Raw genomic sequence first — 24,779 nt, forward strand, 5'->3', positions numbered from 1 at the left:
GGCAGAAGCGCCTGCGCTCGTCACGTCAGTCCGCGCTCGGTGGCCGGACCCAGCCGCGATGCGCCGCCTGCAGTCCGGCCTGGAATCGGGTCTGGGCGCCAAGTTGGTCCATCAGACTCCGGACCCGGCGTTGCAGGGTGCGGTAGGAGAGCCCGGTCTGGCGGCTTATCGCCTCGTCGCCCAGGCCTGCGGCGAGCAGCGACACCAGGGTGGCCTCGAACGGGGTGGGCACGGGTTGCGCCGGGGCGAGGTCTTCCGGGTCCGGAGCCGTCGCGCCGAGCTCCGGCAGCGGCATCGCCTGCCGCCACAGGGCGTCGAACAGCGATCGGAGGGCGTCGAGCAGCTCCGAGGGGCGAACGATGGCACAGGCATGGATGGTGTGGTCTCCGGTTTGCAGGGCCACCAGGGCGGTCTGACCATCGACGACGTACATCTTGACCGGTACCCCGGATAGCACCCGGGCCTGCTCGCCCGCGGCGGCGACCGACTGGTAGTGCCCGGCCCACCAGCCGGCGATCTCCAGGGTGGTCCGGTCGTAGACCACTCGGAAGTTCACGCCCTTGGCGAGCATGTCGAGCTCGACCGGATTGGTGGCGACGGGGTCGCTGACGTAGGGCGGCCGGTCGAAGCCACACACCTCCCGCCGCGCGGCGCCGATGAGGCGCAGGCCGCGCTCGTGGACCGCCTCCCGGCCGACGATGATCTCGACCAGTCCGGTGGGGTGCTGGGTGGCCAGCGCACGATGGTATGCCTCGTCGAGCTCCAGGGCGGTGGCCCGGACCAACTTGAGTTCGGCCTCCTTGCGCAGGATCAGCGCCTCCAGGGCGACGTCCGGCGGCGCAGGCGGGTACCGCACGACGGGTCCGGGCACCGGACGGACCAGATCGAGCTTTTCGAGTGCGGCCAAGGCGTCGTGGATCTGTTGTGGCGTCAGCCGCGTCATGTCGCCGAGGTCGTCGACCGACGCGCTGGGTTGGCGAATCAGTGCCTGGTAGATGAGCTGTTCGGTGCCGTCGAGGCCAAGGGCGTCGAGCATGTATTGATCATGCCTGGTCAGGTCGGCCTCGTCGTTGGCGGATTCACGCCAGCGACGTGAACGCGCCGTGCCCAGCACTTCCGTGCTGGTGGCGCGTTGCTCGATCCTCAGACCCACCATCCCCAGTCCCGCATCCCAAGGAGCATCCATGAGTCGTCGACGATGGAGATCGCGCGACACGATAGTCGGGGTTTCCGTCCTCGGACTGGTCCTCTCCGGCGCCGCACCGGCCACAGCGCGCCCGACCGTCCCGACCGTCCCGGCCGCCGTCACCCCGACCGGAGCCGTCCCGACCGCTGGCACCCCGACCGGTGTCGCGCCGGGCGCGCGTCGGGTCACCCTGATCACCGGCGACGTCGTCCACTACCAGGTGGACAAGGAGGGAACGCCGCGCGTCACGCTGGAGCCGGCGCTGCGTTCCGGCCGCGGCGCGATGAGCTTCCTGCAGGTCCGGGACGGCGACTCGTACTTCGTCTACCCGTCCGACGCCATGCCGCTGGTCAACGCGGGCAAGCTGGACCGGGCCCTGTTCGACGTCGACTACCTGGTCGACAACGGCTACACCGACGACCTGACCGACGAGCTTCCGGTGATCGCCCAGTACGGCACCGGCGCGCGCAGCGCGAAGTCGCCGACCGCGAGCACGCTGAAGGCGCGGGCCGAAGCCCTGCCGGCCAACACCGACGTGGCGGCCCTGCCCAGCGTCGGTGGCGCCGGGTTCGACGTGACCAAGCAGCAGGCCGGCGACTTCTGGGCCGCGGTGGCGGGTACCCGCAGCGATGTGGGAGCCCGCGCGTCGACGCTGGGTGCCGGGCTGACCAAGCTCTGGCTCGACCAGCGGGTCTATCCGACGCTGGACCGCAGCGTGGCGCAGATCGGCGCGCCCGAGGCGTGGAAGGTCGGCCTCGACGGGACCGGGGTGAAAGTCGCCGTCCTGGACAGCGGCATCGACCTCAACCACCCGGACTTCGGCGGCGGCCGGATCGTGGCGGCGGTGAACCACACCTCCGCCCCGTCCATCCACGACAACTTCGGCCACGGCACCCACGTGGCCTCGATCATCGCGGGCAGCGGCGCCGCCTCCAACGGCAAGTACAGGGGCGTGGCCCCGGGCGCATCGTTGATGGTCGGCAAGGTGCTCGGCGACTACGGCACGGGCAACACCCGGAACGTGATCGCGGGCATGGAGTGGGCCGCCGCGGCCGGCGCCGACATCGTCAACATGAGCCTCGGTGGCGGTGGCGACCACACCAGTCCGCAGAGTGTCGCTCTCAACAACCTGACCTCGCAGTACGGGACGCTCTTCGTGGTGTCCGGCGGCAACAGCGGCCCCAGACCGCAGACCCTGGGAGCGCCCGGCGTCGCCGAGGCGGCGCTGACCGTGGCCGCGGTGGACCGCGACGACAAGACGGCCAGCTTCTCCAGCCGTGGGCCCCGGCGGGGTGACCATGCCCTCAAGCCGGACATCTCCGCCCCGGGCGTCGGCATCGTGGCCGCCCGCTCCGAGCCGAGCATCATGGGCGGCGCGGCCGGTGAGCGCTACCTGGCGGCCAATGGCACCTCGATGGCGGCCCCGCACGTGGCGGGCGCCGCGGCGATCCTCGGCCAGCAGCACCCGGACTGGTCGGCCAAGCAGCTCAAGCCGGTGCTGGTCAGCACCGCCAAGGACACCGGAAGCCGCGCCTACGAGCAGGGCGCCGGCCGGGTCGACGTGGCCCGGGCGGTGCGCCAGCAGGTGTACGCGACCAACAGCCTCGACTTCGGTCTGATCACGTACGGGCAGACCGCGGCATCGAGCCGCACCGTCAGCTACGTCAACAACTCGACGACGCCGGTCACGCTGCGGCTGACCGCGACGCTGTCCACCGACAAGGGCAACGCCCCCGCCGGGATGCTCACCCTCGACAGGGAGACCGTGACGGTGCCGGCCAACGGCACCGCCGACGTGACGGCGACCGTGCACCCCGTAGCCGGCAGCGAGGCCACCTGGTACGAGGGCGCGTTGCGGGCCAGCGCGGAGGGGATCGAGGTCGGCACCGCCATCGGTCTCTACAAGGAGCCCCAGTCGTTCCAGGTCACCGGCAAGCTGATCCTGCCGGACGGGGTGGACCCGGCGTACTTCTACACCGGCAACTGGGTGTTCGCCCGCACCGACGGCCGCATGGACCGCGGCGGAGCGGTGCTCGGCGGCGCGGGGACCGAGACGACGGCCCGCGTCTACGGTGGTGAACACACCCTGGCGGTGTTGGTCGACTGGTTCGACTCGGACGGCCGCAACAGCGCGATCGCCGTGCAGCCGGAGTTCGACGTCACCGAGGACACCACGGTGACCCTGGACCTGCGCAAGCTCCGAAAGATCACCGTCGACACGCCGAAGGGTAGCGACAACTACCAGATGGTGTTCGGGGCGCTGCGGTTGGGCGTCAACAACTACGGCGGCGTGCAGGGCTCCGCGATGGCCCGACCGGCCGACGGTTGGGACGGTTGGCTGCTGCCCACGAAGCCGGTGCGGCAGGGCGTGTTCCAGGCGTTCAGCCAGCACCTGCTCGGCGCACCGCAGATCGCCATGTCGGTGCGCGGTCCGCGCGGCCTCGACCTGCACCCGCGCTACCAGGCCGCCGACGCGGTGCTGCCCAAGCTCGACGGCCGGCGCACCCTGCCGGTGGTCCATGCCGGCACCGGCACCACCGAGGACTTCGCCGCGGTGGATGCGAAGGGCAAGCTGGTGCTGCTCGACCTCTCCGACGCCTGCCCGCTGATCGTGTGCGGGGAGGAGGCTGCCACCCGGGTCGGCAACGCCGCGCAGGCCGGGGCCGCGGCGGTGCTGGGCTTCGGCAAGCAGGGCCACGTCATGATCGGCGACACCACCTGGCCGGTCTACCCGATCCCGACGATGAGCATCCCGGTGGCCGAGGCCCGGACGCTGATCGGACGGCTGAAGGGCGGCGCGGTCAGCGTCAACACCTCCGGTACGGCGGTCAGCCCCTATCAGTACGTACTGGCCTTCCCGGAGTTCGGCCGCGTGCCTCAGAAGCTGGCCTACCGGGTCACCGACCGGCAGCTCTACCGGATCGACAACCGGTTCCACTCCGACGCCCCGGCCACCGTCGGCCAGCTATGGTCGGCCAACCACGCTGACATGCTCGTGTCCGCGATCACCATGCCGGCGCCACGCCGGGCGCAGAGCACGGTCACCTCGTACGTCGGCCCGGTCTCCGGCGACGTGCTGTGGAATCGCTCGGCGGAGTACCAGTACGACGAGCCGGTGAACGGGGTCCAGGCCGGGCCGGCCCCCTGGGCGAACGAGATCTTCACCAAGCCCGGACGGCGCACCGAGGCGTGGAACTCCCAACCGCTCGCCACCGGACCGCACGGCTCGCCCGCGAACGTGCTGGCCCACCCGTGGGCCGCCAAAAGTTGCTTCACCTGCCGCGCCGGCGACACCATGGTCTTCGACACGCAATCGCTCGACCAGGCCGGCCACAGCACGCAGGGCCGGCCCGGCGAGTGGACGCTGTCGCGGGACGGCCAGGAGATTCCCGTCAAGGAGCGGGGATACCTGGTGAACGCCATCTTCCTCATGCTGCGGTTCCCGGTCGACACCTTCGACGTGCCGGCCGAACCCGGCCGGTACCGGCTCACCCACACCGCCACCGCCAGAAATCCGCAGCAGCGGTACGCCACCAAGGAGGACGCCGTCTACACGTTCCGGTCGCAGCGGCCGACCGCCGAGACCGCGGACTTCGCGTCCTGCATCGGCCAGACCCTGCTGGGACGGGCCGAGCTGTGCCAGGCGGAGCAGATCCTGCGGCTGCGCTACGACACGGAGGTCGACCTGGCCAACCAGGCCGTCGCCGGCCGGTCGCAGAAGATCACCATCGGCGGCCACTACGGCAACGGCCTGGCCGCGCCGAAGCTGCGCAGCCTGAAGATGTGGGTGAGCACCGACGACGGTGCGAACTGGAAGTCCGTCAAGGTGGACAAGCACAACGGCACGTTCACCGGACGGATCAGCCACCCGAAGCTGGAGCAGACGACGGGCGCGGTCAGCATCCGCGTCCACGCCGTCGACGAGAACGGCAGCACCGTCGAGCAGACCCTGCACCGCGCCTACGGCCTCCGCAGCGCGCGCTAGGTAGGAAGGTCCACCGGGTGGGGCGGGGCCGGGAGTCATCCCGGCCCCGCCTCGCATGCCGGCCGGACAGCGGCCCGGTCGGGGCTCGCGTGCGGCAGGGGCCGGGCTCGACCACCGCGCCGGCGGTCCCCGGGGAGGCGTCGGTCAGGCGGTGGGGGACCGGTGCCAGCGCACGGTCACCTGGAGCTGCCCCTGCACCCCGGTGCGGGCGATCAGCGCGCCCGCCTCGGCGCTGAGCTGGACCCCGAAGCTGATCTCCACCTCGTCCGGCCGGTCGGCCATGGACCGGAACTCGGTCAACGCGGCGGACGCCGCGTCGCGCGCCTGGCCGATCGCCCGGTTGAAGCTCACCCCGGCCTTGCGCAGCACGTCCTCGGCGGCGGAGGCCGGGGCGATCCCCGGCGTGTCGTCCACGGCGACGAGCACGCTGCCGCCGCCGTCCAGGGCGAACTCGACCACCTCGGTCATCGGCCACGTCCTTTCTCGATCGACCGCCGTCAGGCGCTGAGGCAGGGTAGCCTCATCCACTGGTCCTCCGGCGTCCGGCCCCGCACGGTATCGAGTTCGGTCAACAACCGATCGAGCAGCGCGGAATCGTCCAGGTACTGCAGCACGGCGGACTGGAAAGCCGCGGTCATCGTCGCCGGCATCATGTCCGAGGCGTCACGGCAGCGGGTGCCGGTGGTCAGGGTCCGCGCGATGCGGCGCTCCAGGCCGTCGGGGTACGCCGTCGGGTCGGTGCCCGCGTTCAAGGTGAACGCCAGGTGCCTGCCCGCCTCCCGCCACACCGTGCGGGCCGGATCGCCGGCCAGGTAGCGGATCAGCTCCCGGGCCCCGGGCGTGTCCCGGAACATGCCCACCACGTCCTCGGAGATCTCCTGGACCGGAGCGGTCGCAGCCGGGCCGGACGCCGGAAACGGGAAGAAGTCGAACCCGCGGGACGGGTCGTGCGACTGGTAGCCCCGGACGATGAACGACGCCTGGTGGTCCAGGTGGCACTTCGGCGGCGCGGCGAACATGCCCAGCCCGGCCGTGTCGAAGTTGGTCAGCAGGGCGTTGTCGGTGCGCCGGCCGGCCGCCACCAGCTCGCCCCACGCCTTCCAGGCGGCCCGCACCCGCGCGGACGTCCACGGCTCGTCCCCGGCCGCCCAGCTCTCGTAGAAAGCGGGCCCGGACTGGTGCAGCAGGATGTCCTCGATCCAGTCGGTGCCGGGCCACCCGGACAGGGGCTGCGCGCCCATTCCGAGGCACCACGGCACGCCTCCGCGGGCCCGGATGTCCCCGGTGAGCCGGACCAGCTCCGCCCAGGTCGCCGGGGGGCGCCGCGCGTCGGGACCGCCGGGCACGCCCGGGACGTACCAGACCAGGCTCTTGGCGTGGGCGGCGACGGACAGGCCGTACACCCGGGGGTGCCCGTCGCGCGGGTCTTGGAGGTGGAGCAACTGCGGCGCGAGGTCCGCCCGCTCCCGTGCGACGAGGGTGCCGTCGAGCGCGTGCAGGTCGCCGCTCCGGACGTACGTCTGCAGGTCGTTGAGCCGGGGCAGCACCGCCACGTCCGGCGGCCGGTTTCGGTCGACCCCGGACCGCAGCACCTGGCTGACGTCCCGGGTGCCCTGGTAGGTGACCTTGATGCCGGTCTCCTTCGTGAAGGCCCTCAGCACCGCCAGGAAGGGCGCGGCCTCGCTGCCGCTGCCGAGCTCGGCGTTGATGCGTTTCTCGTCGGCGCTGTCCACCTCGGTCTTGCTGGCGTCGCTCGTGGCCCAGGACGCGACGACGCTCAGGGTGCGCGCCTGCGCGCAGGCGACGAGTCCGCCGGTGGCCAGCAGGACCGGGATCAGGGCGAAGGCTACGCGTCTCATCGCTGTGAAAACCTGTATTCCGTTAGACGGGGCTGGAGGCCGAGGGCGACCATCGCCAGGGCGAACAGGGCGGCGGCGAGCAGAACGACCTCCCCGGCCCGGCTGTCGGCGGCCCGCTCGGCGGATCGGACGGCGTGCTCGCCGTGTAGGGCACCGGCCTCGGCGACCCCCGGCGAGGATGCCGTCGCCGCGCCGTTCGAGGACGGGACGGGCGCGGGCGTCGGGCTGCCTGCGGGCGCGGGCGTCGGGCTCGCGTCCCCCCTGACCCGCGCGATCGTGTCCGGGCAGCCCGGCGACCCGCAGGCGGCCGTCAGCAGGGCGGCCAGGCTTTCGCTGTCGCGGGCGGACAGCGCCGCGAGCTGCGCATCGCGGTCGATGGTGGCCTGGTCCGTGTCGCCCCGGGCGTCGGCGAGCTGGTTCGCCGACCACAGGCTCATCGCGGTGGTGGCGCCCATCACCACCACCGCGAGCGTCGCCAGCAGCAGCGGCACGTTCAGCCGGCGCCGGAACCGCCGGCGCAGGAACCGCTGCGCGGAGACCAGCAGCGCGAGCAGGGCCAGCACCGGCACGAGCCAGAGGAGCGTCATCTTCCCGTTGGTCCACGGGCCGTCGGCCTGGCCGTTCAGCGCGTCCATCTGCTTGACCCCGAGAGCGGCGAGGCGGCGCAGGATCTCCTCCAGCAGGGTCGACGCGTCCCACAGCGTGGCGGTGCCCAGCGCGCTGCCCCCGTCCTGCGCGAAGTACGCGTGGGCCCGCTCGACCAGCCCGGTGTAGGTCACCACCGACGCCTCGACCACCTGGATGTCCCGGCTGCCGGTCTCCCCGGCGGCGTTGTCCTCGGCGGCCTGGGCGAGCTGCTGGCCGGCCCGGGCGATCTGGTTCTGGTAGCCCTCGCCGGGGCTGGCGAGCAGGCGGGTGCCGGCGGAGAAGCTGGCCAGGGCCTCGCCGTGCGCCTGCCGGAGGGCGAGCTGGGCGTCGTACACGGCCAGCACCGCCGGCACGGACCGGTCGTGGGCGGCGTCGGTGGTCCGGTGCACCCCGACGAAGACAGTGAGGCAGCCGCCCAGCGTGGCCAGAATGCCCACGAGCAGCGTGGCGAGGAGACCCCGCAGCTTCCGCCGGGTGGTGCTGGTCGGCCGGTCGGTGCTCACGCCGGCACCGGCCCGGCCTCGTCGCCGGTCGGGAACCGCTCGCCGCAGCGCTCGCAGAACCGGGCACTGGGCGGCGACCGGTGGCCGCAGCGGCAGAGCCGGGGCGGGGCGCCGGGGGCGGGGGTGGGCGCGGGCGGGTCGTCGGGGGCGGGCGGCGGCACCGGCCCGGGCTCGCCGTCGTGCACCGTGAACGACGACCGGAGCGCCACATTGATCACGTCGAGCCGGGCGAGGTCGTCGCGCAGGCGTACCGTGCCGGTGTCGACGCCGTCGACGAGCAGCCGCAACTGCTCCAGGTGGAGGTCGTCCCCGGCGGCGGTGGCCACCTCGACCGCGCGGCCGAACAGGCCGACGGCGGCCTCCCGGTCGCCCGTGTCGTACGCGTCGCACCCGTCGGCGATGAGCTGGCTGAGCTGCTCCTGCCCGGTGTAGTGGGCGACCCGGGGATCGATCCGGCTGGACAGCAGCAGGTCGTCGGTCCAGTGCGCCAGGACGTTCTCCGGGCGGACGCACGGGGCGTCACCCACCCGCAGGTCGACCCGGGCGACCCGGATGTCCTCGCCCCTCGGCCGGTCCGTCCCGTCCAGCTCCAGGCAGAGGTGGTACTCCCGGCTCTCCTCGCCCCAGGAGCCGGTCGGGCACTCCACGGTCCGGTCGTCGACCGGGGTGACCGGCAGGTCCGTCACCGTGGGGTGCACCTGGCGGCAGTACAGCACCCGGGCCGGCGGCACCAGGGCGATCCGCAGTCGGGCCCGGGCCACCTGCTTGGCCATCGCCGCCCGCATGGTCTCCCGGAAGTCGGACTCCAGATCGGCCGGCCGGCGTACCGCGTCGGCGGTGCCGTGCAGCGCCTCGGCGACGCGCATCAGCTCGCGGGGCTCCCAGCCGTCGCCGATGCCCCGGGCGTCGCAGACGAACTGCCCCGCGCAGCCGGCCAGCACCTCCGCCAGTCGCTGCGGCGTCTCGTGCTGGTTGCGGCCGTCGGTGAGCAGCAGGGCGTGCCGGATCGCCTCGGGGTGCGCGGCCAGCAGCTCCCGGGCCAGCTCCAGCCAGGTTCCGATCGCCGTGCCGCCGATCGCGACGAGCTTGCCCACCGCCTGTTGGGCCTCGCGGCGGGTGGCGGGCGAGGAGATGGCCAGGCCCCGGTGCCGGGGGTAGACCATCCGGGCCTCGTGGGTGCCCTCGACCACGGCGAAGCGGACCCCGTCCGGCAGCACGGCGACGGCGGCGGCGGTGGCCCGCCGGGCGGCGGCGATCTTGGTAGGGGGATAGGCCATCGACTCGGAGCAGTCGACGACGATCACCTCGGCGTGTCCCGGCCCGTCCGGGTCCACCCCGGCACCGGCCTGTCCGGCCCGGGCGGTGACGGTGAGGATCGCGTGCAGGTGGCGGTCCCTGGTGGCGAGGAACCTGTCGTGGCCGATCGTCAGATTGAAGTCGAGCCTGCTACGCACCGTTATCGCTCCTCACGGGTCAGCGTCTGGTCAGCGGCCGTACCGCGTTCGCCCGGTCGACGAGGACGCCGTGGTCGTCTTGCGTGCGCGCCTGCTGGGCCAGGGCGCGCAGGGAACTCTCGAGCAGCGTCCGCACCGAGCGCTCCGACACCTCGCCGCCGAGCGTCTCGCCGCCGGCCAGCCCGTCGGACCCCTGGGCCAGCAGCAGGTCCAGGGCCGCCTGCCGGATCGCGGCGGTCATCCGGTCCCGGGACTCCCCGTGCCGTGCGCCCCCGTCGAGCCGCAGCTCGTCGAGGCGGCGGGCCGCCTCGTTGAGCTGGGCCGCGTCGGGCGGGTCGGCGCCGAGCCACGTCCCGAGCACCCGGGTGGCGGCGATCCGGGCGGCGTCGTAGTGCCGGGAGACGCGGGGGACCTCGTCGAGACACCGCACCGCCGCCGCGCGGTCACCGGCGGCCAGCCGGAGCCGGGCCAGCCCGAACGCGGCGCTGGCCGCCGACTGGTCCCGACGCCACACCGCGTGGTAGTACCGACCCGCAGGCTCCGCCCTGCCCTGCTGCTCGTAGCAGTAGCCGAGCGCCAGCTTCGGCGCCACCTCGCCCGGCAGCTCGCGGTACGCCTCGTCGAACCTTCCGGTGGCCTCTGCCATGTCGGACCGGGTCAGCGCCAGCAGCCCTTCGTGCCAGGTCAACCGCCAGTCGGCCACCGCGTCCTCGCCGAGCAGGGCACGGGCGGCGGCCAGCGCCTCCCCTGCGGGGCCCGGCTCGGCCAGCTCCAGGTGGGCCCGGCAGCGGGCCAGGTGCAGCTCGACCGACTCCGCCTCGACGGCCGCGAGCCGGGCCAGCAGGCCGCGCGGGTCAAGGGCGCCGATCAGGGCCAGGGCCGGGGTGGCCGGGTCGCCGGCCGCCGGCCGGGGCACCGGCAGGCCGACGGCCACGGCGTCCGGGGCCGGGCGGCCGTGGTGCGGCAGCTTACCGGCCGTCGGCTCGATCCAGGCGGCCAGCGGCGGCACCGCGCCGAGGCCCGCGTCGAGCAGCGCGGCGGTGGGCGCGAACACGGCGGACGGCTCCTGCGCGCGGCCCGCCGGAGGATCCCGCAGCAGCTCGCGCAGCACGCCCCTGAGCTGCTCGGACATCTCCGTGGCGGACGCGAAGCGGTGCCGCCACCCGGCCTTGGCCCGGCCGACCAGCCGGTGGAAGGACTCCTCCCCGACCGGGTCGGGGGCGAGCGGTCGGGCGACGGGCTTGCTCAGCTCCTCCAGCAGGACCCCGACCGCGTACAGGTCCGACCGCACGGTGAAGCCGTGCGTCGCCATCTCCTCGTCGCCGACCCGGTACGGGTGGGGGGTGAGGACCCGCGGGCTGGCGTCGTCGTCGGCCCGGCGCGCCCCGCCGAGGTCGATCAGCTTGATCCGGTCCCCGGTCCGGATGACGTTGCCCGGGTGCAGGTCGGTGTAGAGCAGGCCCTTGCCGTGCAGGTACTCCAGCGCGGTCAGGATCTCGTGGCCGTACGCGAGGATGTCCACCAGCGACAGCGTGACTCCCGGCCGGCCGAGGCGGACGGCCAGGAGCAGCTCGTGCAGCGACATCCCGGCGAGGTACTCCATCACGATGTAGCTGGTCTGCCCGCCGAAGAGCCGGTCCTCGGCGGTGACGAAGTTGAAGATCCGGACGATGCTCGGATGGTCCAGTGTGGTCAGGAACCGCCGTTCGGAGACCTCGATCGCCAACGCCCCCGCGCTGGTCTTGTTGAGCAGCCGCTTCAGGGCGACCGGGTTGCGGTCCAGGTGGGTGTCCTCGGCGAGGTAGACCTGCCCGAGACCGCCCCGGGCCAGGTACCCGACCACCTCGTACTGGTCGGCCACCAGGTCGCCGTGGTGCAGGGCGGGCACGAACGCGAAGGGCGTCCCGCAGGCGGGGCAGTAGCCGTGGTCGAGCCGGTCGGCCCCACCCCGACCGACCCGGCCGCCGCACTGGGCACAGGACCGGCTGCCCTCGGGCACGCTGAGCTGGGGCGAGACCCGGCCGTGCCGGGGGAAGGACAGCACCGGCAGCGACACGAGGCCGGCCACCGTCCAGGAGCTGTCCCCGACCGGTTCACCGGCCGCCGGACCGTCCGGGAGCACGGGCTGTGCCGCCGGGCGCCCGGGCTCGGGCGTGAGGCCGCAGACCGTGCAGAAGCCGTCGGCGTCGACGTCCCCGAGGCACCCGGGGGTACGCGGGCAGCGCATCAGGACGGCCCTCCTTCCTGCCGGTCGTCGAGGGCGCGCCGGACCTGGTCGGCGTACCCGTGCACGGCGGCGGTGGCCTCGGCGAGCTCGCACGGGCCGCCCCGGAGGAGGTCGTGGGCCCGCCGGTAGGACGCCCCCAGTTCGTGGTGCTCGGTGAGCCCGCCGGCGCCGGCGCGGGCCCGTTGCGCGTCCAGCAGCCCCCGCAGCCGCTGGTGCGCGGACGCCAGCTCGGTCAGCCGCCGCCGCAGCTCCGCCATCTCGTGCAGGGCCCGGTCGGTGGCCCGCTCCACGGCGGCCAGGTGCTCGGGCAGCGGGCCCGGGTCGGGCTGCCCGGCTGCGGCGCGCAGGGCGGTGAGCCGGACCCGCAGCCGGGTGGCTCGGGCGGGCACCGTCGGCAGCCCGGTCAGCTGCGCCGCCAGCTCGCGGTGGTGCGCGCGGGCCAGGCCCTCGGCGGCGCGCAGCCCGGCGATCCGCCGGGCGAGCAGCCCGAGCCGGACGTCGATCGCGGGCCCCCGGAAGCCCAGCAGCACCCGCAGGTCGCGTTCGGCCGCCCGGTCGACGATCGGCCCGACCACCTCGGCGAGGAGCTCCTCGGGGTCGGTGGACTCGTCCACGCCGTCGATCAGCACCGACCGTGGCGCCGCCGCGCCGACCAGGTCGCCCACCGGGCCCGCAGCAGGCTCGCCCGCGCCGACGAACTCCAGGATCCGTTCGGCCAGCTCCCGGGGCGGCTTGCCGGCGGCGTCCAGCGACAGGTCGATGCTGCCCAGCGGCGGGACGGTGGGGTCGCCGTCGGGCTCGGCCTGACCGGCGGAGGCCGGTCGCAGCTCCCGGTTGGACAGCACCACCGCCCGGCGCAGCGCGGCCGACACCGTGGAACCGGGTCGGCCGGTGACGATCACCAGGACGTTCTCGGGCGAGCGGCGGGCATAGAGCCGGGCGATCCGCAGCGCGGCCGGGCCGTCCCGGTGGCCCGCGCTGAGCGAGGCGAGCTCCTCGTCCACCGAGGACCCGCCGACGACCCACCGCGCGACCGCGGGCGCGTGGTGCAGGATCGTCTCGACCGGGACCATGTACGAGCGGCCGGCGGCCGGGTCGCTGTAGTAGGAGACGACCATGCCGACCACGTGGCCGGTCCGCTCGTCGACGGCCGCCGCCCCGCTGAACCCGCCCCGCACCCACAGCCCGGGGTTCGCCGGGGTCATCTGCACCTGCTCCCCGCCGGGCCCGACCTGTCCGTCGAGGACGGCGTGGACGGTCTCGCCGTCGCTGAACTCCCTCGGGAAACCGAAGGCGTAGACCTGCTGCTGCCAGAGGGGCAGCCGGCGCAGCTCGGCGCCCTGCTGGCCGGGGACCGGGTCCGCCAGTTCGAGCAGGGCGACGTCGCCGTGGCCGTCCCCGTCCAGCGGGGCCCACCCGCCGGGCGTCACGCGCGCCGACCGGGCGGCCAGGTGCGGCAGCCGGACCAGGTCGACCATGACCCGGGTGGCGGGCGGGCCGCCCGTCGCCGCGCCCCGCCGGCCGGCCGAGCTGTCGATCACATGGGCGCAGGTGAGGACGTGCCGGTCGCCCAGGAGCGTCCCGCTGCCCAGAATCAGGCCGCCGTCCCCACGGATGCGGACCGGCCATGGCTGACGGCCATGACTCTCCTTCACCCAGAGCATGGTATTCGCACAATCCTCATCAGGTGGGGCACGGCATCGACCGTTGTAAGAAATGCGACTCGGGCGCGGAACGATCCTGGCTCCCGCTATCGGCAAATTGTGAGTGGCGCAATTCCCGCCGACCGCGGCCAGCCGAAGTGGTCCGCCCGGCCGCCGCCCGGCCGTCGGCTACGCTCGGCCCGGTGACGGTCACCACGGGGGTGTCAGCCGCGCCCGCCTCGCTGTGGCGCAACCGTGGCTTCAACGCATTCTGGTCGGCGCAGATCCTCTCCGTGCTCGGCGACTCGTTCTCGCAGCTCGCCGTACCGCTGCTGGTGCTCGACGCGACCGGCTCGATCGCCACGGCCGGGCTGCTCACCGGCGTCTCCGGCACGGCGGCGGTGGTCGCCGGCCTGCTCGCCGGGGTCGTGGTCGACCGGTTCGACCGGCGGGCGCTGCTGATCGGCGCCGATGTGGCGCGGATGCTGCTGTTCGCGGCGGCCCCCCTGGTGTGGTGGCTGGCCCCGGCCCCGCCGATCTGGCCGCTGTTCGTGCTGCTGCCCCTGGCCGCGGCGGCCGGGATGCTGTTCCAGGTCGCCGCCGTCAGCGCGATGCGCGGCCTGGTCCCCGGCCCGGAGCTGACCCGGGCGAACGGCCGGCTGTACGCCGGCACCGCCCTGGCCTCCGTCGGGGGGCCCGCGCTGGCCGGCCTGGTGTCCGGCTGGCTCGGCCCGGCGGGCGCGATCGCCGTCGACGCCGCGAGCTTCGGGCTCTCCGCGGCGCTGCTGATGCTGGTGCGGTTGCCCGGCCGGGCCGCCTTGTCGGCCGACGCGGGCGACCGGACGGGGCCGTTGGCGGAGTTCCTGGCCGGCGCGCGGTTCCTGCTCCGTCACCCGGTGCTGCGCCCGCTGACCGCGCTGCTGACCGTCTTCCTCCTGCTCACCTACGGCATGGACGACGTGGTCATCTACCACCTCAAGCACGGCCTCGGCCAGTCCGACGGCATGGTCGGCCTGGTGCTCACCGCCGGGGCGGCCGGGACGGTGACCGGCTCGCTGGTCGTCGCGCCGCTGCGCCGGCGGTTCGGGTTCGGCGCGTGCTGGGTCGGCGCGGTGGCGGTCACCGGCGTCGCCGTCGCGGCCCTTGCGTCGACCGGCCGGCCCGTCGAGGTCGGCGCGCTGATGCTGGTCTACTTCGGCTGCCTGAGCATCGGCGGCATCTGCTCGCTGTCGCTACGCCAGGAGGTGACGCCGGAGCATCTGCTCGGCCGGGTCACCGCCGCGTTCTGGACGATCCACTTCTCGCTCGGCGGCGTCGGCGCGGCGGTGTTCACCTGGCTGGCCCAGCGCCACGGGGCCCCGCTGACGTTCGCCCTGGCCGGCGGCGGCTGCCTGGCCGTGGCCCTCGCCGCCCTGTTCACGGCGGTCCGCCGGGCGGGCCCGGCCTGACCGGAAACCGCAGTGGAGGTCGCAGGTGTACGCGTCAACGACGGGCGGCCACCCGATCGGGTGACCGCCCGTCGTTGCGGCTCGGGGTCGCACGGTCGCTGCCAGACTCGGCCGCATGTCCAGCACCGGGGAGATCATCGCGCTCAGGGGCGGCCGCCGGGCGGTGGTGCACCGGCTCGGGGCGGCCGGCAACCGGGTGGTGGTGTTCTGCCACTCCGCCCCGGGGGCGGGCGCCTTCGATCCGGACCCGGCCGTCACCCGCGTCGCCGGGGTCACCCTGCTCGCCGTCGACCGGCCCGGCTACGGCGGCTCCGACCCGGCCACCGGCTGGGCCGACGTGCCCGCAGCCGCCGACGACCTCGCCGAGGTGCTCGACCAGCGGGGCCTCGGCCCGGTGCCCGTGGTGGGCTGGTCGGGCGGGGGGCGGGTCGCCCTCGCGCTGGCCGCCCGCCGGCCGGAGCTGGTGAGCCGGCTCGCGGTGCTGGCCACCCCCGCCCCCGACGAGGAGATCCCCTGGGTCGACCCGGGGCAGCGGGACATGATGGCGACGCTGCGCGGCCAGCCGGTCGACCAGGTCCGCGCCCAGCTCGACGCCGCGCTGGCCGGCATGGTTCCGGCCGACCCGTGGGACGCGCGGGCGTACCGGTTGCTGCTCGGGGCGGGCCCGGCCGACCAGCCCGCGCTGGACGCCCCCGGCGCCGCCCGCCGGGTCGGCGGCATGCTGGCCGAGGCGTTCGCGCAGGGCGCGCGGGGGATGGTCGACGACATCGCCGGGTACGTGCTGCGCCCCTGGGGCTTCACCCCCGACCAGGTACGCGCGGCCACCCTGCTGCTGTACGGCGCCGACGACGGCCTGGCCGGGCCGGAGCACGGTCGGTGGTGGCGCGACGCGCTGCCCGACGCGCGCCTGGAGGTCGTCCCGGACGCCGGTCACCTGCTGGTGGTGCCGGCCTGGTCCCGGGTCCTCGACTACCTGGTCGGGCCGACGGCGCGAAGCACTTCCGCCCGGGAGGCGGTCGCGTTCATCCTGCGCGCCCCGTGATCCCCGGGTCCGCGCCGTACCCCCGTGCCCCCTGAGCCGACGACGGCCCGCCGTCCGGCCGGGGCCTGCTGGCCGTGCCGGCCCGGCCCGGACCGTCAGTCCGGTTCCGTCGGGGCGGGCAGGACCGCCAGGGCCAGCGTCAGGTCCAGCACGGTCGCCGGGTCGTGCAGCCGGTCGCCGTACATCTCCCGCACCTTGGCCATCCGGTAGCGCACGGTCTGCGGGTGCACGAACAGGGTCGCCGCCACGTCGTCGCGGCGACCCTGGTGCAGCAGCCAGGCGCGCAGCGTCTCGGCGAGCCGGTGGGCGGTGGCCGGCGGCAGCGACGCCAGCGGACGCAGCACCTGGGCGCGTAGGTCGGCCAGGGCCTCCGGGTCGGTGCTGAGCAGCAGCTCGGCGAGGTGCTGCTCGGTGTCCAGCGGTGCGTCGGCCCCGACGCGGGGCAGCCCGAGCCGCAGCGCCCGGGTGGCCCGCACGTACGACCCGGCCACCCGGTGCCACGGCCGCGCGGGCCCCAGCACCGCCCGGTGCCCGTGCAGCACCCGGGCGAGCGGCCGCCGCCGGCCGCCGTGCGCGTCCGGCACCAGCAGCACGGCCAGTTCCTCGGTCGGGTCCACCCCCGGCATGTCCTCGCCGCTCTCCAGCGTGTGTGGGCTCAGCGCGGTCAGCACGGTGCGCAGGCTGCTGCGGGGCAGCAGGACGACGGTCAGGGTCTGCGGCACCGGCCAGTCCGCCCGCTCGGCGCCGAGGCGCAGCACGTCCTCGGCCTCGCCGGCCAGCAGTTGCTGGCTCAGCCGCTCCAGGTACCGCCGCCGGGCCCGGCCGACGGTGGCCAGCTCGTCGGCGTGCCCCGCCACGCTGGCGGCGGACAGCTCGTCGATGTAGGCGAACATCAGCTCGGCGAACTCGGCGACCGTCGCCGCGGCGAGCCCGCCGCGCACGGTGGTGGTGGAGACCTCCCGCCAGGACACCCGCGCTCCCACCCGGTACGCAGCGAGCAGCGCGTCCATGCTGCGCCCGGAGCGGGCCTCGCCGCTGCCCAGCGCGTACGCGGCCTCCAGGGCCGAGATCAGCGGGGTGCTCGGCTCCGAGGGCTGGGGACGCCCGAGGAGCTGGAGGAACGTGCCCAGCGCGATGCGTACCGCGTTCTCGATCTTCGCCCGCATCTGGCCGGTCAGGGCGCCGGAGTAGGCAGGCACCTCGGCGGTGATCGCGGTGATCGTACGCTCGGCGACCAGGGGCAGCGCGGCGCGTAGCCGGGCGGCCATCGGCTCGTCCAGTTCGAGGTGGGCAGCGCGGCGGCTGGTCCCGGACCCTTCCGACATAGATTGTTCTCCCGGAACAAGACCCTGCGGTTGATTCACCTTCCTTGGCCAAGATGTTATGCGATCGGGCGGGTCACCCTGGTTGCATGACGACCACCGTCCCGCGCCCGCCCGGCAAGCTCACAGTCCGGGACAGGCTGTTCCGGCTCGCCGAGACGGTCACCACGCCGCTGCTGCCCGAGGACTATCTCGACCTGGTCGCCCCGCTGCGTTCCGGGGCAGCCCTGCGCGGGCGGATCGTCGACGTCCGCCCCGAGACGCGGGACGCGGCGACGGTGACCATCCGACCGGGGCGGGGCTGGCGCGGACACACCCCCGGGCAGTACGTCCGCCTCGGCGTGGACGTCGACGGGGTCCGCCAGTGGCGGGCGTATTCGCTCACCTCGGTCCCCGGCCACCGCGACGGGCTGATCTCGGTCACCGTGAAGGCCATCCCGGACGGCCGGGTCAGCAACTACCTGGTCCGCCGGGTGCGGCCCGGCACGCTGGTCCACCTCGACCAGGCCCAGGGCGACTTCGTGCAGCCCGCGACCGCCCCGGAGCGGATCCTGTTCGTCACCGCGGGCAGCGGCGTCACCCCGGTGATGGGGATGCTCCGCGCCGGCGCGACCGGCCCGGCCGACGTCGTGCTGGTGCACTCCGCGCCGACCCCGGCCGACGTGGTGTTCGCCGACGAGCTGCGCGGCCTGGCCGGGCGGGGCGCGATCCGCCTCGTGGAGCGGCACACCGACACCGACGGCGTGCTCGGCGTGGCCGAGCTGGCCGACCTGGTGCCCGACCACCTCGACCGGCAGACCTGGGCGTGCGGCCCGGTCGGCCTGCTCGACGCGGTCGAGGCGCACTGGGCCGCCCACGGGGCGGCCGACCGGCTGCACACCGAGCGGTTCCGGCCCACGGTGATCTCCCCGGGGGCCGGGGGCGCGGTCACCTTCACCCGGGCCGGGGTCACCGTCGACGCCGACGGCGGCGCGGCCCTGCTCGACGTGGGCGAGGACGCCGGGGTGCTCATGCCGTCCGGGTGCCGGATGGGCATCTGCTTCGGCTGCGTGGTGCCGCTGCGCCAGGGCGCCGTCCGCGACCTGCGCAACGGCGACGTCACCACCGCCGTTCCCGGCGACGGCGTGCTCATCCAGACCTGCGTGTCGGCGGCGGCCGGTACCTGCGACATCGACCTCTGACAGGAGAATCGGACTTGACCACGATCCAGAAGAAGCCCGTCAACCCGATCGCCCACCTCACCGCCGAGGACATCGACGCCCTGGGCAGGGAGCTCGACGCCATCCGTGACCGGGTGATCGCCGACCGGGGGGAGCAGGACGCCGCCTACATCCGCCGGGTGATCTCCACCCAGCGCCGGCTGGAGCTGGGCAGCCGGGCCGTGCTGCTGTTCTCGCTCTTCCCGCCGGCCTGGCTGGTCGGCACCGCCGGCCTCGCCGTGGCCAAGATCCTCGAGAACATGGAGATCGGCCACAACGTCCTGCACGGCCAGTGGGACTGGATGCGCGATCCGAAGATCCACTCGACCACCTGGGAGTGGGACCACGTCTCCCCGGCCGAGCAGTGGAAGCACTCGCACAACGAGCTGCACCACACCTACACCAACGTGATCGGCAAGGACAACGACCTCGGGTACGGCATCATGCGCGTCGACGAGGACCAGCGGTGGCACCCGTTCCACCTGGGCCAGCCGCTGTGGAACTTCATCAACGCCTGCTTCTTCGAGTACGGCATCGCCGCGTACGACCTGGAGCTGGGCCGCAACCTGCGCAAGGGCCGGCACAAGGCACCCGAGTTCCGGGCCCGCGCCCGCGCGGTCGGCCGCAAGATCCGCCGCCAGTTCCTCAAGGACTACATCATCCACCCGCTGCTGTCCGGGCCGTCGTTCCTCAGCACCCTGGCCGCCACCTTCACCGCGAATCTGATCCGCAACCTGTGGAGCCACTCGGTGATCATGTGTGGGCACTTCCCGGAGGGGGTGGAGACCTTCGAGAGGAGGTCCATCGTTGGCGAGACCCGGGGCGAGTGGTACCTGCGGCAGATGCTCGGCTCGGCCAACATCAGCGGCAGCCGGCTGATGCACATCATGACCGGCAACCTGTCGTTCCAGATCGAGCACCACCTCTTCCCGGACCTGCCGAGCAACCGGTACCAGGAGATCGCCCCCGAGGTGCGGGAGCTGTTCGCGAAGTACGGCCTGACGTACACCGTCGGCCCCCTGCCGAAGCAGGTCGCCTCGGCCTGGTGGAAGGTCATCCGGCTCTCGCTGCCCAACCGCTCCACCCCGGCCCCGCGCCCGGCGGACGACCTGCCCGCCCCGGCGCTGGCCCACGTGTAACCGGCCGTAGCGTCCGAGCCCGGTCGACCACCGTCGACCGGGCTCGGATGTCCCTGCTGATCCCTCTGTGGGTGCCGATGTCGATCGGGCCTGGCACGCGGTCGAACTACTCGCTCCCGGTGAGGTCAGCCGGATCGCCGGGGAACTGGCCAGGGAACTGCGGGATCAGGGCGACCAGGTGCCGGGGCGGATCACCGGTCTGCCCGCCGGCCCGGCTCCGGGAGACCGCCAGGAACGGTTCGCCGCGCTCGGTGCGGCGATGCGGGAGGACCTCGGAGTTCATATTCGTGAGCCTGATCCGCTTCGCTGACCGGCCTCCGGTCGCCCAGCAGGCCATGTCGCGACCGGGCGTGTCCTCCTTGCGCCCCTGCGTCGTTAAAAGGACACGGCCAATGGCTGTCATGGTTATCGGAACTGCCCCCGTTGTAGGTATCCTGACCTGGCCGTATGACAATGTGTCAATATGTTGCAGCTTTCGGTGACTTTATAACTGTTTCGAGCTTGGGTAGCCTGATCAACAACCGGTGTGTTGACTACGGAGGGTACCAATGGCGCAAACAAACCGCTCCGTTGTTTCCATGGTGGATTCCTTGAGCCACGAGCTTGAGAACCTCGATCCGCGTGAGCGTCGAGAGTTGTTGATGCAGATGGTCCGGCTCCTGGCGGCCACCCCGGGCACGCACCTCCAGATCGGTAGCGGCGTGTCCGACCGGGCCGAAGAGAACCGCGCGGTGGCGCTCTGTGAGTGGGCCCTCGACGCAGGGGCCACAGAGAGTGAGCAGCTGCTCAAGGTCGACATGCGGCCCGGCGCGATCCAGATCGCCAAGACGCGCGAGGCGACCGGCCGGTCGTTGATCACCAATGGGTTCCTCGGCGCCGACCTCATCCATGTTCCCGCGGGCGAGGGCTTCGCTCCGCACACCCACCCCGGCGATCACCTTCTCTTCGTGGTGGGCGGTCGCGGCACCATCACCGCCGCCGGCGAGATCCTGGAGACCACGCCCGGTCTGGTGTACATGGTGGATGGCGCGCAACCGCACGCGGTCGGCGCGATCACCGACCACGTCCTGCTCTCGGTGGGCGTCGCCCACCAGCCGCTCGACAGTGCGAACCGGCAGGAACTCAGGCCGTTCGAGGACCTGCTGACCGACGACGGGCACATCGTCTGCCGCATCTGCGGCATCAAGGCCGGCAGCGGGGACGAGTTGCGTGCCGCGGGGTGCTCGCACGGTCCCGTCGTGTTCGGCCCCACCGGTGCCTGACAGTCCAGGGTCGACAACCTCGCGGGGGAGCTTTCTGGAGCGACCCCACGACCGGCACATCCCGAAGCGGGCCGAACTCCTCGGCGGTCGACCGCTGCCCCAGCCCGAGCTGGTGCCGGAGCCCGTGCCGGCCGGGTGCCCGGTGGGCCAGGTCGAGGCGGTGCTGCGGCGTCAGCTCACCGAGCACGGACTCGGCCTCGTCGACCTCGGTGAGCCGATGACCAGCGCTCACCTGCTGGAGCTCGGCAACCGGTTCGGCGAGGTCATGCCGGAGACCGACCCGGCCGTGCTGCCCAACGTCGAGGACGGCCGGATCCTGCACCTGATCAGCGCCGAGGGTGACACCGCCGACGCCGCGCGGCAACCGTTCGCCACGAGCGCCCTGAGCCTGCACACCGAGGGCAGCGGGCGGCCGGCCGGTGACCAGCCGCGATACATCGTCCTGATGTGCCTGCACGCCGGGGACGACGAGAACGCCGCGCAGACCGTCCTGGTCCCGTTCGCCGGGGTCGACGAGCGGCTCCGGCAGACCGACCGCGAGATCCTCGCGCACGTCCGGTACGACCGCCCCGGCGTGCCGCCGATCCGGCGACGGGTGGACGGGCGGCCGGTCTTCTCGTTCCGCGACTTCCAGGCCGACACGTTGCGCTGGGTGTCCGACACCGACCAGTTCGACGCCGCGGCGGTCCGCGATGCCCTCGCCGCACTGCTCGCCGGGATGTACGAGGGCGGCGTCGCCCGCGGGCTCCAGTGGCGCCGTGGGCTCCTCGCGGTCCTGGACAACACGTACGCCTTCCACGGCCGATCCGCGGCGCCGTTCCACGGCTCGACCCGGCACCGGCATCTCAAGCGACTGCGGATCACGGACCGATCGGGGGAGATGGCCGGATGACGGATGTCCAAGGGCTGTTCGGCGACGTCGGAGAGCCTCGGCTGTCGGTCGTGCCCGCCGAGGTCGAGATGCTCGCGGCACAGCGCCCCGACCCCTCGCGGGTGCCGATGGCCCTGGACCCGGGCCCCGACGCGCGGCTGCTGGAGGTGTACGCCCGAGCGGTGAACCCGCAGGACCCGATCGAGCTCCGCGATCTCTACCTGGGCCGGGTCGAGTGCGAACTCGGGGTGGAGAGCCACCGTCCCGACCTGGCGGCCCGGTGGCGACAGTCCCGGCGCAGACGTGAGGTCGACGCCGCCGCGGTGCTCAACTCACGGGCGACCGTACGTTTCATCAAGGAGCTGTTCAACTCCTACTTCCGCGACGACCTCTACGGTGACCTGCGCTCGCAGGCGGGGATCATCCTCTCCAGCGGGTCCGTGGACGAGGAGCACTGGGGTCTGCCCGGCCCGTTGAAGGACTGCATCGCCTACGCCCTGAACCGGGACTGGTACGGGTACTCCGACTCCCGGGGCCGCGAGCCGGCCCGGGAGGCGGTAGCGGCGTACGAGTCGGCCCGGCTGCCCAGCGCGGGATACACGGCTGACAACGTCGCGCTGACCATGGGCGCGACGCTGGCGATCAGCACGGTGGTCGACTTCATCCTGCTCGAGGCGAGCCCGGGTGGCGCCGCGTCGCTGTGCGCCATACCCAACTATCCGCCCCTGGTGGAGTCCGTGGCCCGTCGAGGGCCGGTGTCGCTGGTGCCGCTGTCGTCCAGCGCGGACGGTCGGACGTCGCTGCGACCGCTGATCGACGCGCTGCGTCCGGACACGCCGATCGTGTTGCTCCAGACGGCCGCGAACCCGACCGGCGCCCTGGTCTGCGAGGACGAGCTGGAGCTGCTGATCAAGTCCGCCTCGCCGAACACCCTGATCGTGCTGGACGAGTGCCACGAGTGGTTGGGGGAGCCGGTGGCAAACTCACCGGCCCGCGCCGCGGCCAACGTCATCCGGGTGAGCAGCCTGTCGAAGAACTGGTCCGCCCCGGGCCTCAAGGTCGGCTGGCTGATGGCGGACAGCGGCTTCATCGATCGCTACTACGAGTACGCGTCGACCACCTTCGGCGGGCCGCCGTCGTTCTTCTACACCGTGGTCGAGGTGCTGGCCCGGATGGAACGGTGGCTGGTCAGCGGTGACGAGGAGTTGACCCCCGCGCACTGTCGGGAGTTCGAGTCGACGTACGGCCTGCGCCTGCCCGGCCTGCAGCGCGCGTACGACAACTACCGGGTCGAGCGGAGGTCCCGGGAACGGTCCCTGACGCTGATCCGCGACGCCTACCACAACGGCATCCGGTTGCCGGGCGTCTCCGTGCTGCCGGCGCGCTACTCCATCAACCTGACCACGTCGTTCGACGACCACGAGGACTCGTACCTCTGCTTCCGGGAACTGCTGCGGGAGACCAACGTGTCCCTCTTCCCCGGCATCCTGACCTTCTGCCTCTCCGGCGCGTTCATGCGGCTGACGACGTCCCGCCCCTGGTCGGACTTTGCCGAGGCGATGCCCCGGCTGCTGCGCTACCAGGAGCGTGAGATCAAACCAGTCTGACCGTCACCGTCTTCGGCCGCTGGAACTCGGTGAGGGCGAGGACGCTCAGGTCGGTGCCGTGACCTGACGCTCCTCGCCCGCCGTGCGGCAGCTCGGGGCACTGCTCCAGCACGCAGTTGACCCACACCTCCCCGGCGTCGAGCGCCCGGGCGACGGAGAGTAACTGGCCGGTCGCGGCACCCCAGACGCTGCCCGCCAGCGCCTGGTCGACACTGTTGGCCAGGCGGACGGCGTCATCGATGTCCTCGGCGGCCTGCACGGTCAGGCAGGGGCCGAACAACTCGTTGGCGACCGCCGGATCGTCGGGTTCCAGGTCGGCCAGGATCCGCCCTTCGGCCCAGTAGCCCTCCTCGTGGGAGTCGTCGCCGAGCGCCAGCCCGGCGGCGTGGCTCACCCCGGCGGCGGAGCCCGAGAGGATCTGCCGGTAGCGGCGGATCTGGTCGGCGTTGTTCAGCGGGCCGAACGAACGGCCCGCCTGCCGCCGGCTCATCGCCTCGGCGAGACGGTCCACCACCTCGGCGTAGTTCGACCGCAGTGTGATCACCCGAGCCGGTGCGGCGCAGCTCTGCCCGGCGTTGTAGGTGGCCGCGCCGGTCAGGTCGGCGTAGGTGTGCTCGGGCGCGTCCGGCAGCACGATCGCCGGGCAGTTGCCCCCGAGCTCCAGACTGACCCGGCGCAGCCCTGCCCGGGCGGCCACGTCCCGCCCGCCGGCGATGCTGCCGGTGAACGCGATCGCGTCGATGGGACTCTCCACCAGCAGCCGGCCCGTCGCCCGGTCGCCGGGCAGTGCGTTGAGCACCCCCGGGCCGAGCGAGTCCCTGGCGTCCCTGGCCAGCAGCAGCGCGCTGTCGGGAGTGCTCTCGGCCGGCTTGAGGAGCACCGCGTTCCCCGCGGCGAGCGCCGGACCGATGCGCCAGGCGGCCATCAGGATCGGATAGTTCCACGGCACGATCGCGCCGACCACGCCCAGCGGCTCCCACCGCACCCAGCTCTCCCGGTCCGGGAGGTGATGCCCGGCAGCGGGCGCCAGCGCGGCGCGCACGGCGCCGGCGTAGAACCGCAACAGGTCGACGCTGTCGCGGATCTCGCCTTCAGCCTCGTGGGCGGGCTTGCCGGTGCCGGCCTGTTCGGCGGCGACGTACTCGCTCAGGGCGCCGTCGATCCGGTCGGCGAATGCCAGAAGGCGACGACTCCGCTCACCCGTCGGCAGCCCCGCCCAGGACCGCTGGGCCTCCCGCGCCGCCTCGACCGTGTCGGTGACCGTCGACTCGCCCGCACCGGCCAGGCCGGCGCGGATCCGCCCGGTCCGTGGGTCGGTGAGCCGGAGACCGGTCGGCGAATGCGGGACATCAACGGTCTCTGCGGTCATGGGCATGATCCTATC

Annotated in this window: 18 protein-coding genes; 9 read left to right on the forward strand and 9 right to left on the reverse strand. The window is 73.4% G+C overall.

The genetic code is table 11. The annotated features are described in order from the left end of the window. Positions 1-25 precede the first annotated feature (25 nt). A complete protein-coding gene (locus tag OG559_RS23680; protein ID WP_405107130.1) occupies positions 26-1,216 on the reverse strand; it encodes a helix-turn-helix domain-containing protein in 1,191 nt (396 codons plus the stop codon). Between OG559_RS23680 and OG559_RS23685 the strand changes: the two genes are divergently transcribed. After that, entirely contained in the window at positions 1,185-5,171 is a 3,987-nt protein-coding gene (locus OG559_RS23685) for a S8 family serine peptidase (protein ID WP_405107133.1), read from the forward strand. The genes OG559_RS23680 and OG559_RS23685 overlap by 32 nt on opposite strands. A gap of 144 nt (positions 5,172-5,315) precedes the next feature. Here OG559_RS23685 and OG559_RS23690 read toward each other — a convergent pair whose 3' ends face one another. Genes OG559_RS23690 through OG559_RS23715 form a run of 6 tightly spaced genes read right to left on the reverse strand, consistent with a single transcriptional unit; the run spans position 5,316 to position 13,517 of the window. Then, positions 5,316-5,639: a CU044_2847 family protein gene (locus OG559_RS23690; RefSeq protein WP_161689692.1), complete on the reverse strand. Its 324-nt coding sequence runs from the start codon at positions 5,637-5,639 to the stop codon at positions 5,316-5,318. A gap of 29 nt (positions 5,640-5,668) precedes the next feature. Beyond that, positions 5,669-7,030 (reverse strand): ABC transporter substrate-binding protein, encoded by a 1,362-nt coding sequence (locus tag OG559_RS23695; RefSeq protein WP_405107136.1) that lies wholly within the window; start codon positions 7,028-7,030, stop codon positions 5,669-5,671. Next, positions 7,027-8,181 (reverse strand): hypothetical protein, encoded by a 1,155-nt coding sequence (locus tag OG559_RS23700; protein WP_405107139.1) that lies wholly within the window; start codon positions 8,179-8,181, stop codon positions 7,027-7,029. The genes OG559_RS23695 and OG559_RS23700 overlap by 4 nt, the downstream gene beginning before the upstream one ends. Continuing rightward, positions 8,178-9,635 carry a VWA domain-containing protein gene (locus OG559_RS23705; protein WP_405107142.1) on the reverse strand — a complete coding sequence of 486 codons (1,458 nt, stop codon included), beginning with the start codon at positions 9,633-9,635 and terminating at the stop codon, positions 8,178-8,180. Before OG559_RS23705 ends, OG559_RS23700 begins: the two co-directional genes overlap by 4 nt. A 19-nt stretch (positions 9,636-9,654) precedes the next feature. Continuing rightward, positions 9,655-11,862, reverse strand: coding sequence for a tetratricopeptide repeat protein (locus tag OG559_RS23710; protein ID WP_405107144.1), 2,208 nt, complete (start codon positions 11,860-11,862; stop codon positions 9,655-9,657). Continuing rightward, positions 11,862-13,517, reverse strand: coding sequence for a trypsin-like peptidase domain-containing protein (locus OG559_RS23715; protein ID WP_405107147.1), 1,656 nt, complete (start codon positions 13,515-13,517; stop codon positions 11,862-11,864). Before OG559_RS23715 ends, OG559_RS23710 begins: the two co-directional genes overlap by 1 nt. Before the next feature lie 191 nt (positions 13,518-13,708). On the opposite strand from OG559_RS23715, the gene OG559_RS23720 reads away from it, so the two are divergent. Next, the gene (locus OG559_RS23720; protein ID WP_405107150.1) at positions 13,709-14,953 is read left to right on the forward strand and encodes an MFS transporter; all 1,245 of its coding nucleotides are present in this window, start codon (positions 13,709-13,711) and stop codon (positions 14,951-14,953) included. A gap of 115 nt (positions 14,954-15,068) precedes the next feature. Continuing rightward, positions 15,069-15,995, forward strand: coding sequence for an alpha/beta fold hydrolase (locus OG559_RS23725; protein WP_405107153.1), 927 nt, complete (start codon positions 15,069-15,071; stop codon positions 15,993-15,995). A 95-nt stretch (positions 15,996-16,090) separates the two neighbouring features. Here the strand turns inward: OG559_RS23725 and OG559_RS23730 are convergent, their stop codons facing one another. After that, entirely contained in the window at positions 16,091-17,320 is a 1,230-nt protein-coding gene (locus tag OG559_RS23730; RefSeq protein ID WP_405107156.1) for a PucR family transcriptional regulator, read from the reverse strand. An 86-nt stretch (positions 17,321-17,406) separates the two neighbouring features. Between OG559_RS23730 and OG559_RS23735 the strand changes: the two genes are divergently transcribed. From OG559_RS23735 to OG559_RS23760, 6 genes are all read left to right on the forward strand, one after another. Further along, positions 17,407-18,498, forward strand: coding sequence for a ferredoxin reductase (locus tag OG559_RS23735; protein WP_405107159.1), 1,092 nt, complete (start codon positions 17,407-17,409; stop codon positions 18,496-18,498). Between the two features lie 14 nt (positions 18,499-18,512). Beyond that, positions 18,513-19,655, forward strand: coding sequence for a fatty acid desaturase family protein (locus tag OG559_RS23740; RefSeq protein ID WP_405107162.1), 1,143 nt, complete (start codon positions 18,513-18,515; stop codon positions 19,653-19,655). Positions 19,656-19,722: 67 nt separating this feature from the next. Continuing rightward, positions 19,723-19,965, forward strand: coding sequence for a hypothetical protein (locus OG559_RS23745; protein ID WP_405107165.1), 243 nt, complete (start codon positions 19,723-19,725; stop codon positions 19,963-19,965). A 238-nt stretch (positions 19,966-20,203) separates the two neighbouring features. After that, positions 20,204-20,917, forward strand: a complete 714-nt coding sequence (locus OG559_RS23750) for a cupin domain-containing protein (protein ID WP_405107168.1) — start codon at positions 20,204-20,206, stop codon at positions 20,915-20,917. A 112-nt stretch (positions 20,918-21,029) separates the two neighbouring features. Beyond that, on the forward strand, positions 21,030-21,809 hold the full coding sequence (locus tag OG559_RS23755; RefSeq protein ID WP_405107171.1) for a TauD/TfdA family dioxygenase: 780 nt from the start codon (positions 21,030-21,032) through the stop codon (positions 21,807-21,809). Continuing rightward, positions 21,806-23,395, forward strand: coding sequence for a pyridoxal phosphate-dependent aminotransferase (locus OG559_RS23760; RefSeq protein ID WP_405107174.1), 1,590 nt, complete (start codon positions 21,806-21,808; stop codon positions 23,393-23,395). The genes OG559_RS23755 and OG559_RS23760 overlap by 4 nt, the downstream gene beginning before the upstream one ends. On the opposite strand, the gene OG559_RS23765 is transcribed toward OG559_RS23760, so the two are convergent. After that, on the reverse strand, positions 23,382-24,764 hold the full coding sequence (locus tag OG559_RS23765; protein ID WP_405107177.1) for an aldehyde dehydrogenase family protein: 1,383 nt from the start codon (positions 24,762-24,764) through the stop codon (positions 23,382-23,384). The two genes, OG559_RS23760 and OG559_RS23765, sit on opposite strands and share 14 nt — an antisense overlap. Between the last annotated feature and the right edge of the window lie 15 nt (positions 24,765-24,779).

It is taken from the genome of Micromonospora sp. NBC_01405 (assembly GCF_045040155.1).
Taxonomy (GTDB): Bacteria; Actinomycetota; Actinomycetes; order Mycobacteriales; family Micromonosporaceae; genus Micromonospora.

Coding starts and splice junctions, on each gene's coding strand:
- OG559_RS23725 (WP_405107153.1), top strand. CDS start 15,069: ATGTCCAGCACCGGGGAGATCATCGCGCTCAGGGGCGGCCGCCGGGCG.
- OG559_RS23765 (WP_405107177.1), bottom strand. CDS start 24,764: ATGACCGCAGAGACCGTTGATGTCCCGCATTCGCCGACCGGTCTCCGG.
- OG559_RS23690 (WP_161689692.1), bottom strand. CDS start 5,639: ATGACCGAGGTGGTCGAGTTCGCCCTGGACGGCGGCGGCAGCGTGCTC.
- OG559_RS23695 (WP_405107136.1), bottom strand. CDS start 7,030: ATGAGACGCGTAGCCTTCGCCCTGATCCCGGTCCTGCTGGCCACCGGC.
- OG559_RS23710 (WP_405107144.1), bottom strand. CDS start 11,862: ATGCGCTGCCCGCGTACCCCCGGGTGCCTCGGGGACGTCGACGCCGAC.
- OG559_RS23750 (WP_405107168.1), top strand. CDS start 20,204: ATGGCGCAAACAAACCGCTCCGTTGTTTCCATGGTGGATTCCTTGAGC.
- OG559_RS23685 (WP_405107133.1), top strand. CDS start 1,185: ATGAGTCGTCGACGATGGAGATCGCGCGACACGATAGTCGGGGTTTCC.
- OG559_RS23730 (WP_405107156.1), bottom strand. CDS start 17,320: ATGTCGGAAGGGTCCGGGACCAGCCGCCGCGCTGCCCACCTCGAACTG.
- OG559_RS23760 (WP_405107174.1), top strand. CDS start 21,806: ATGACGGATGTCCAAGGGCTGTTCGGCGACGTCGGAGAGCCTCGGCTG.
- OG559_RS23735 (WP_405107159.1), top strand. CDS start 17,407: ATGACGACCACCGTCCCGCGCCCGCCCGGCAAGCTCACAGTCCGGGAC.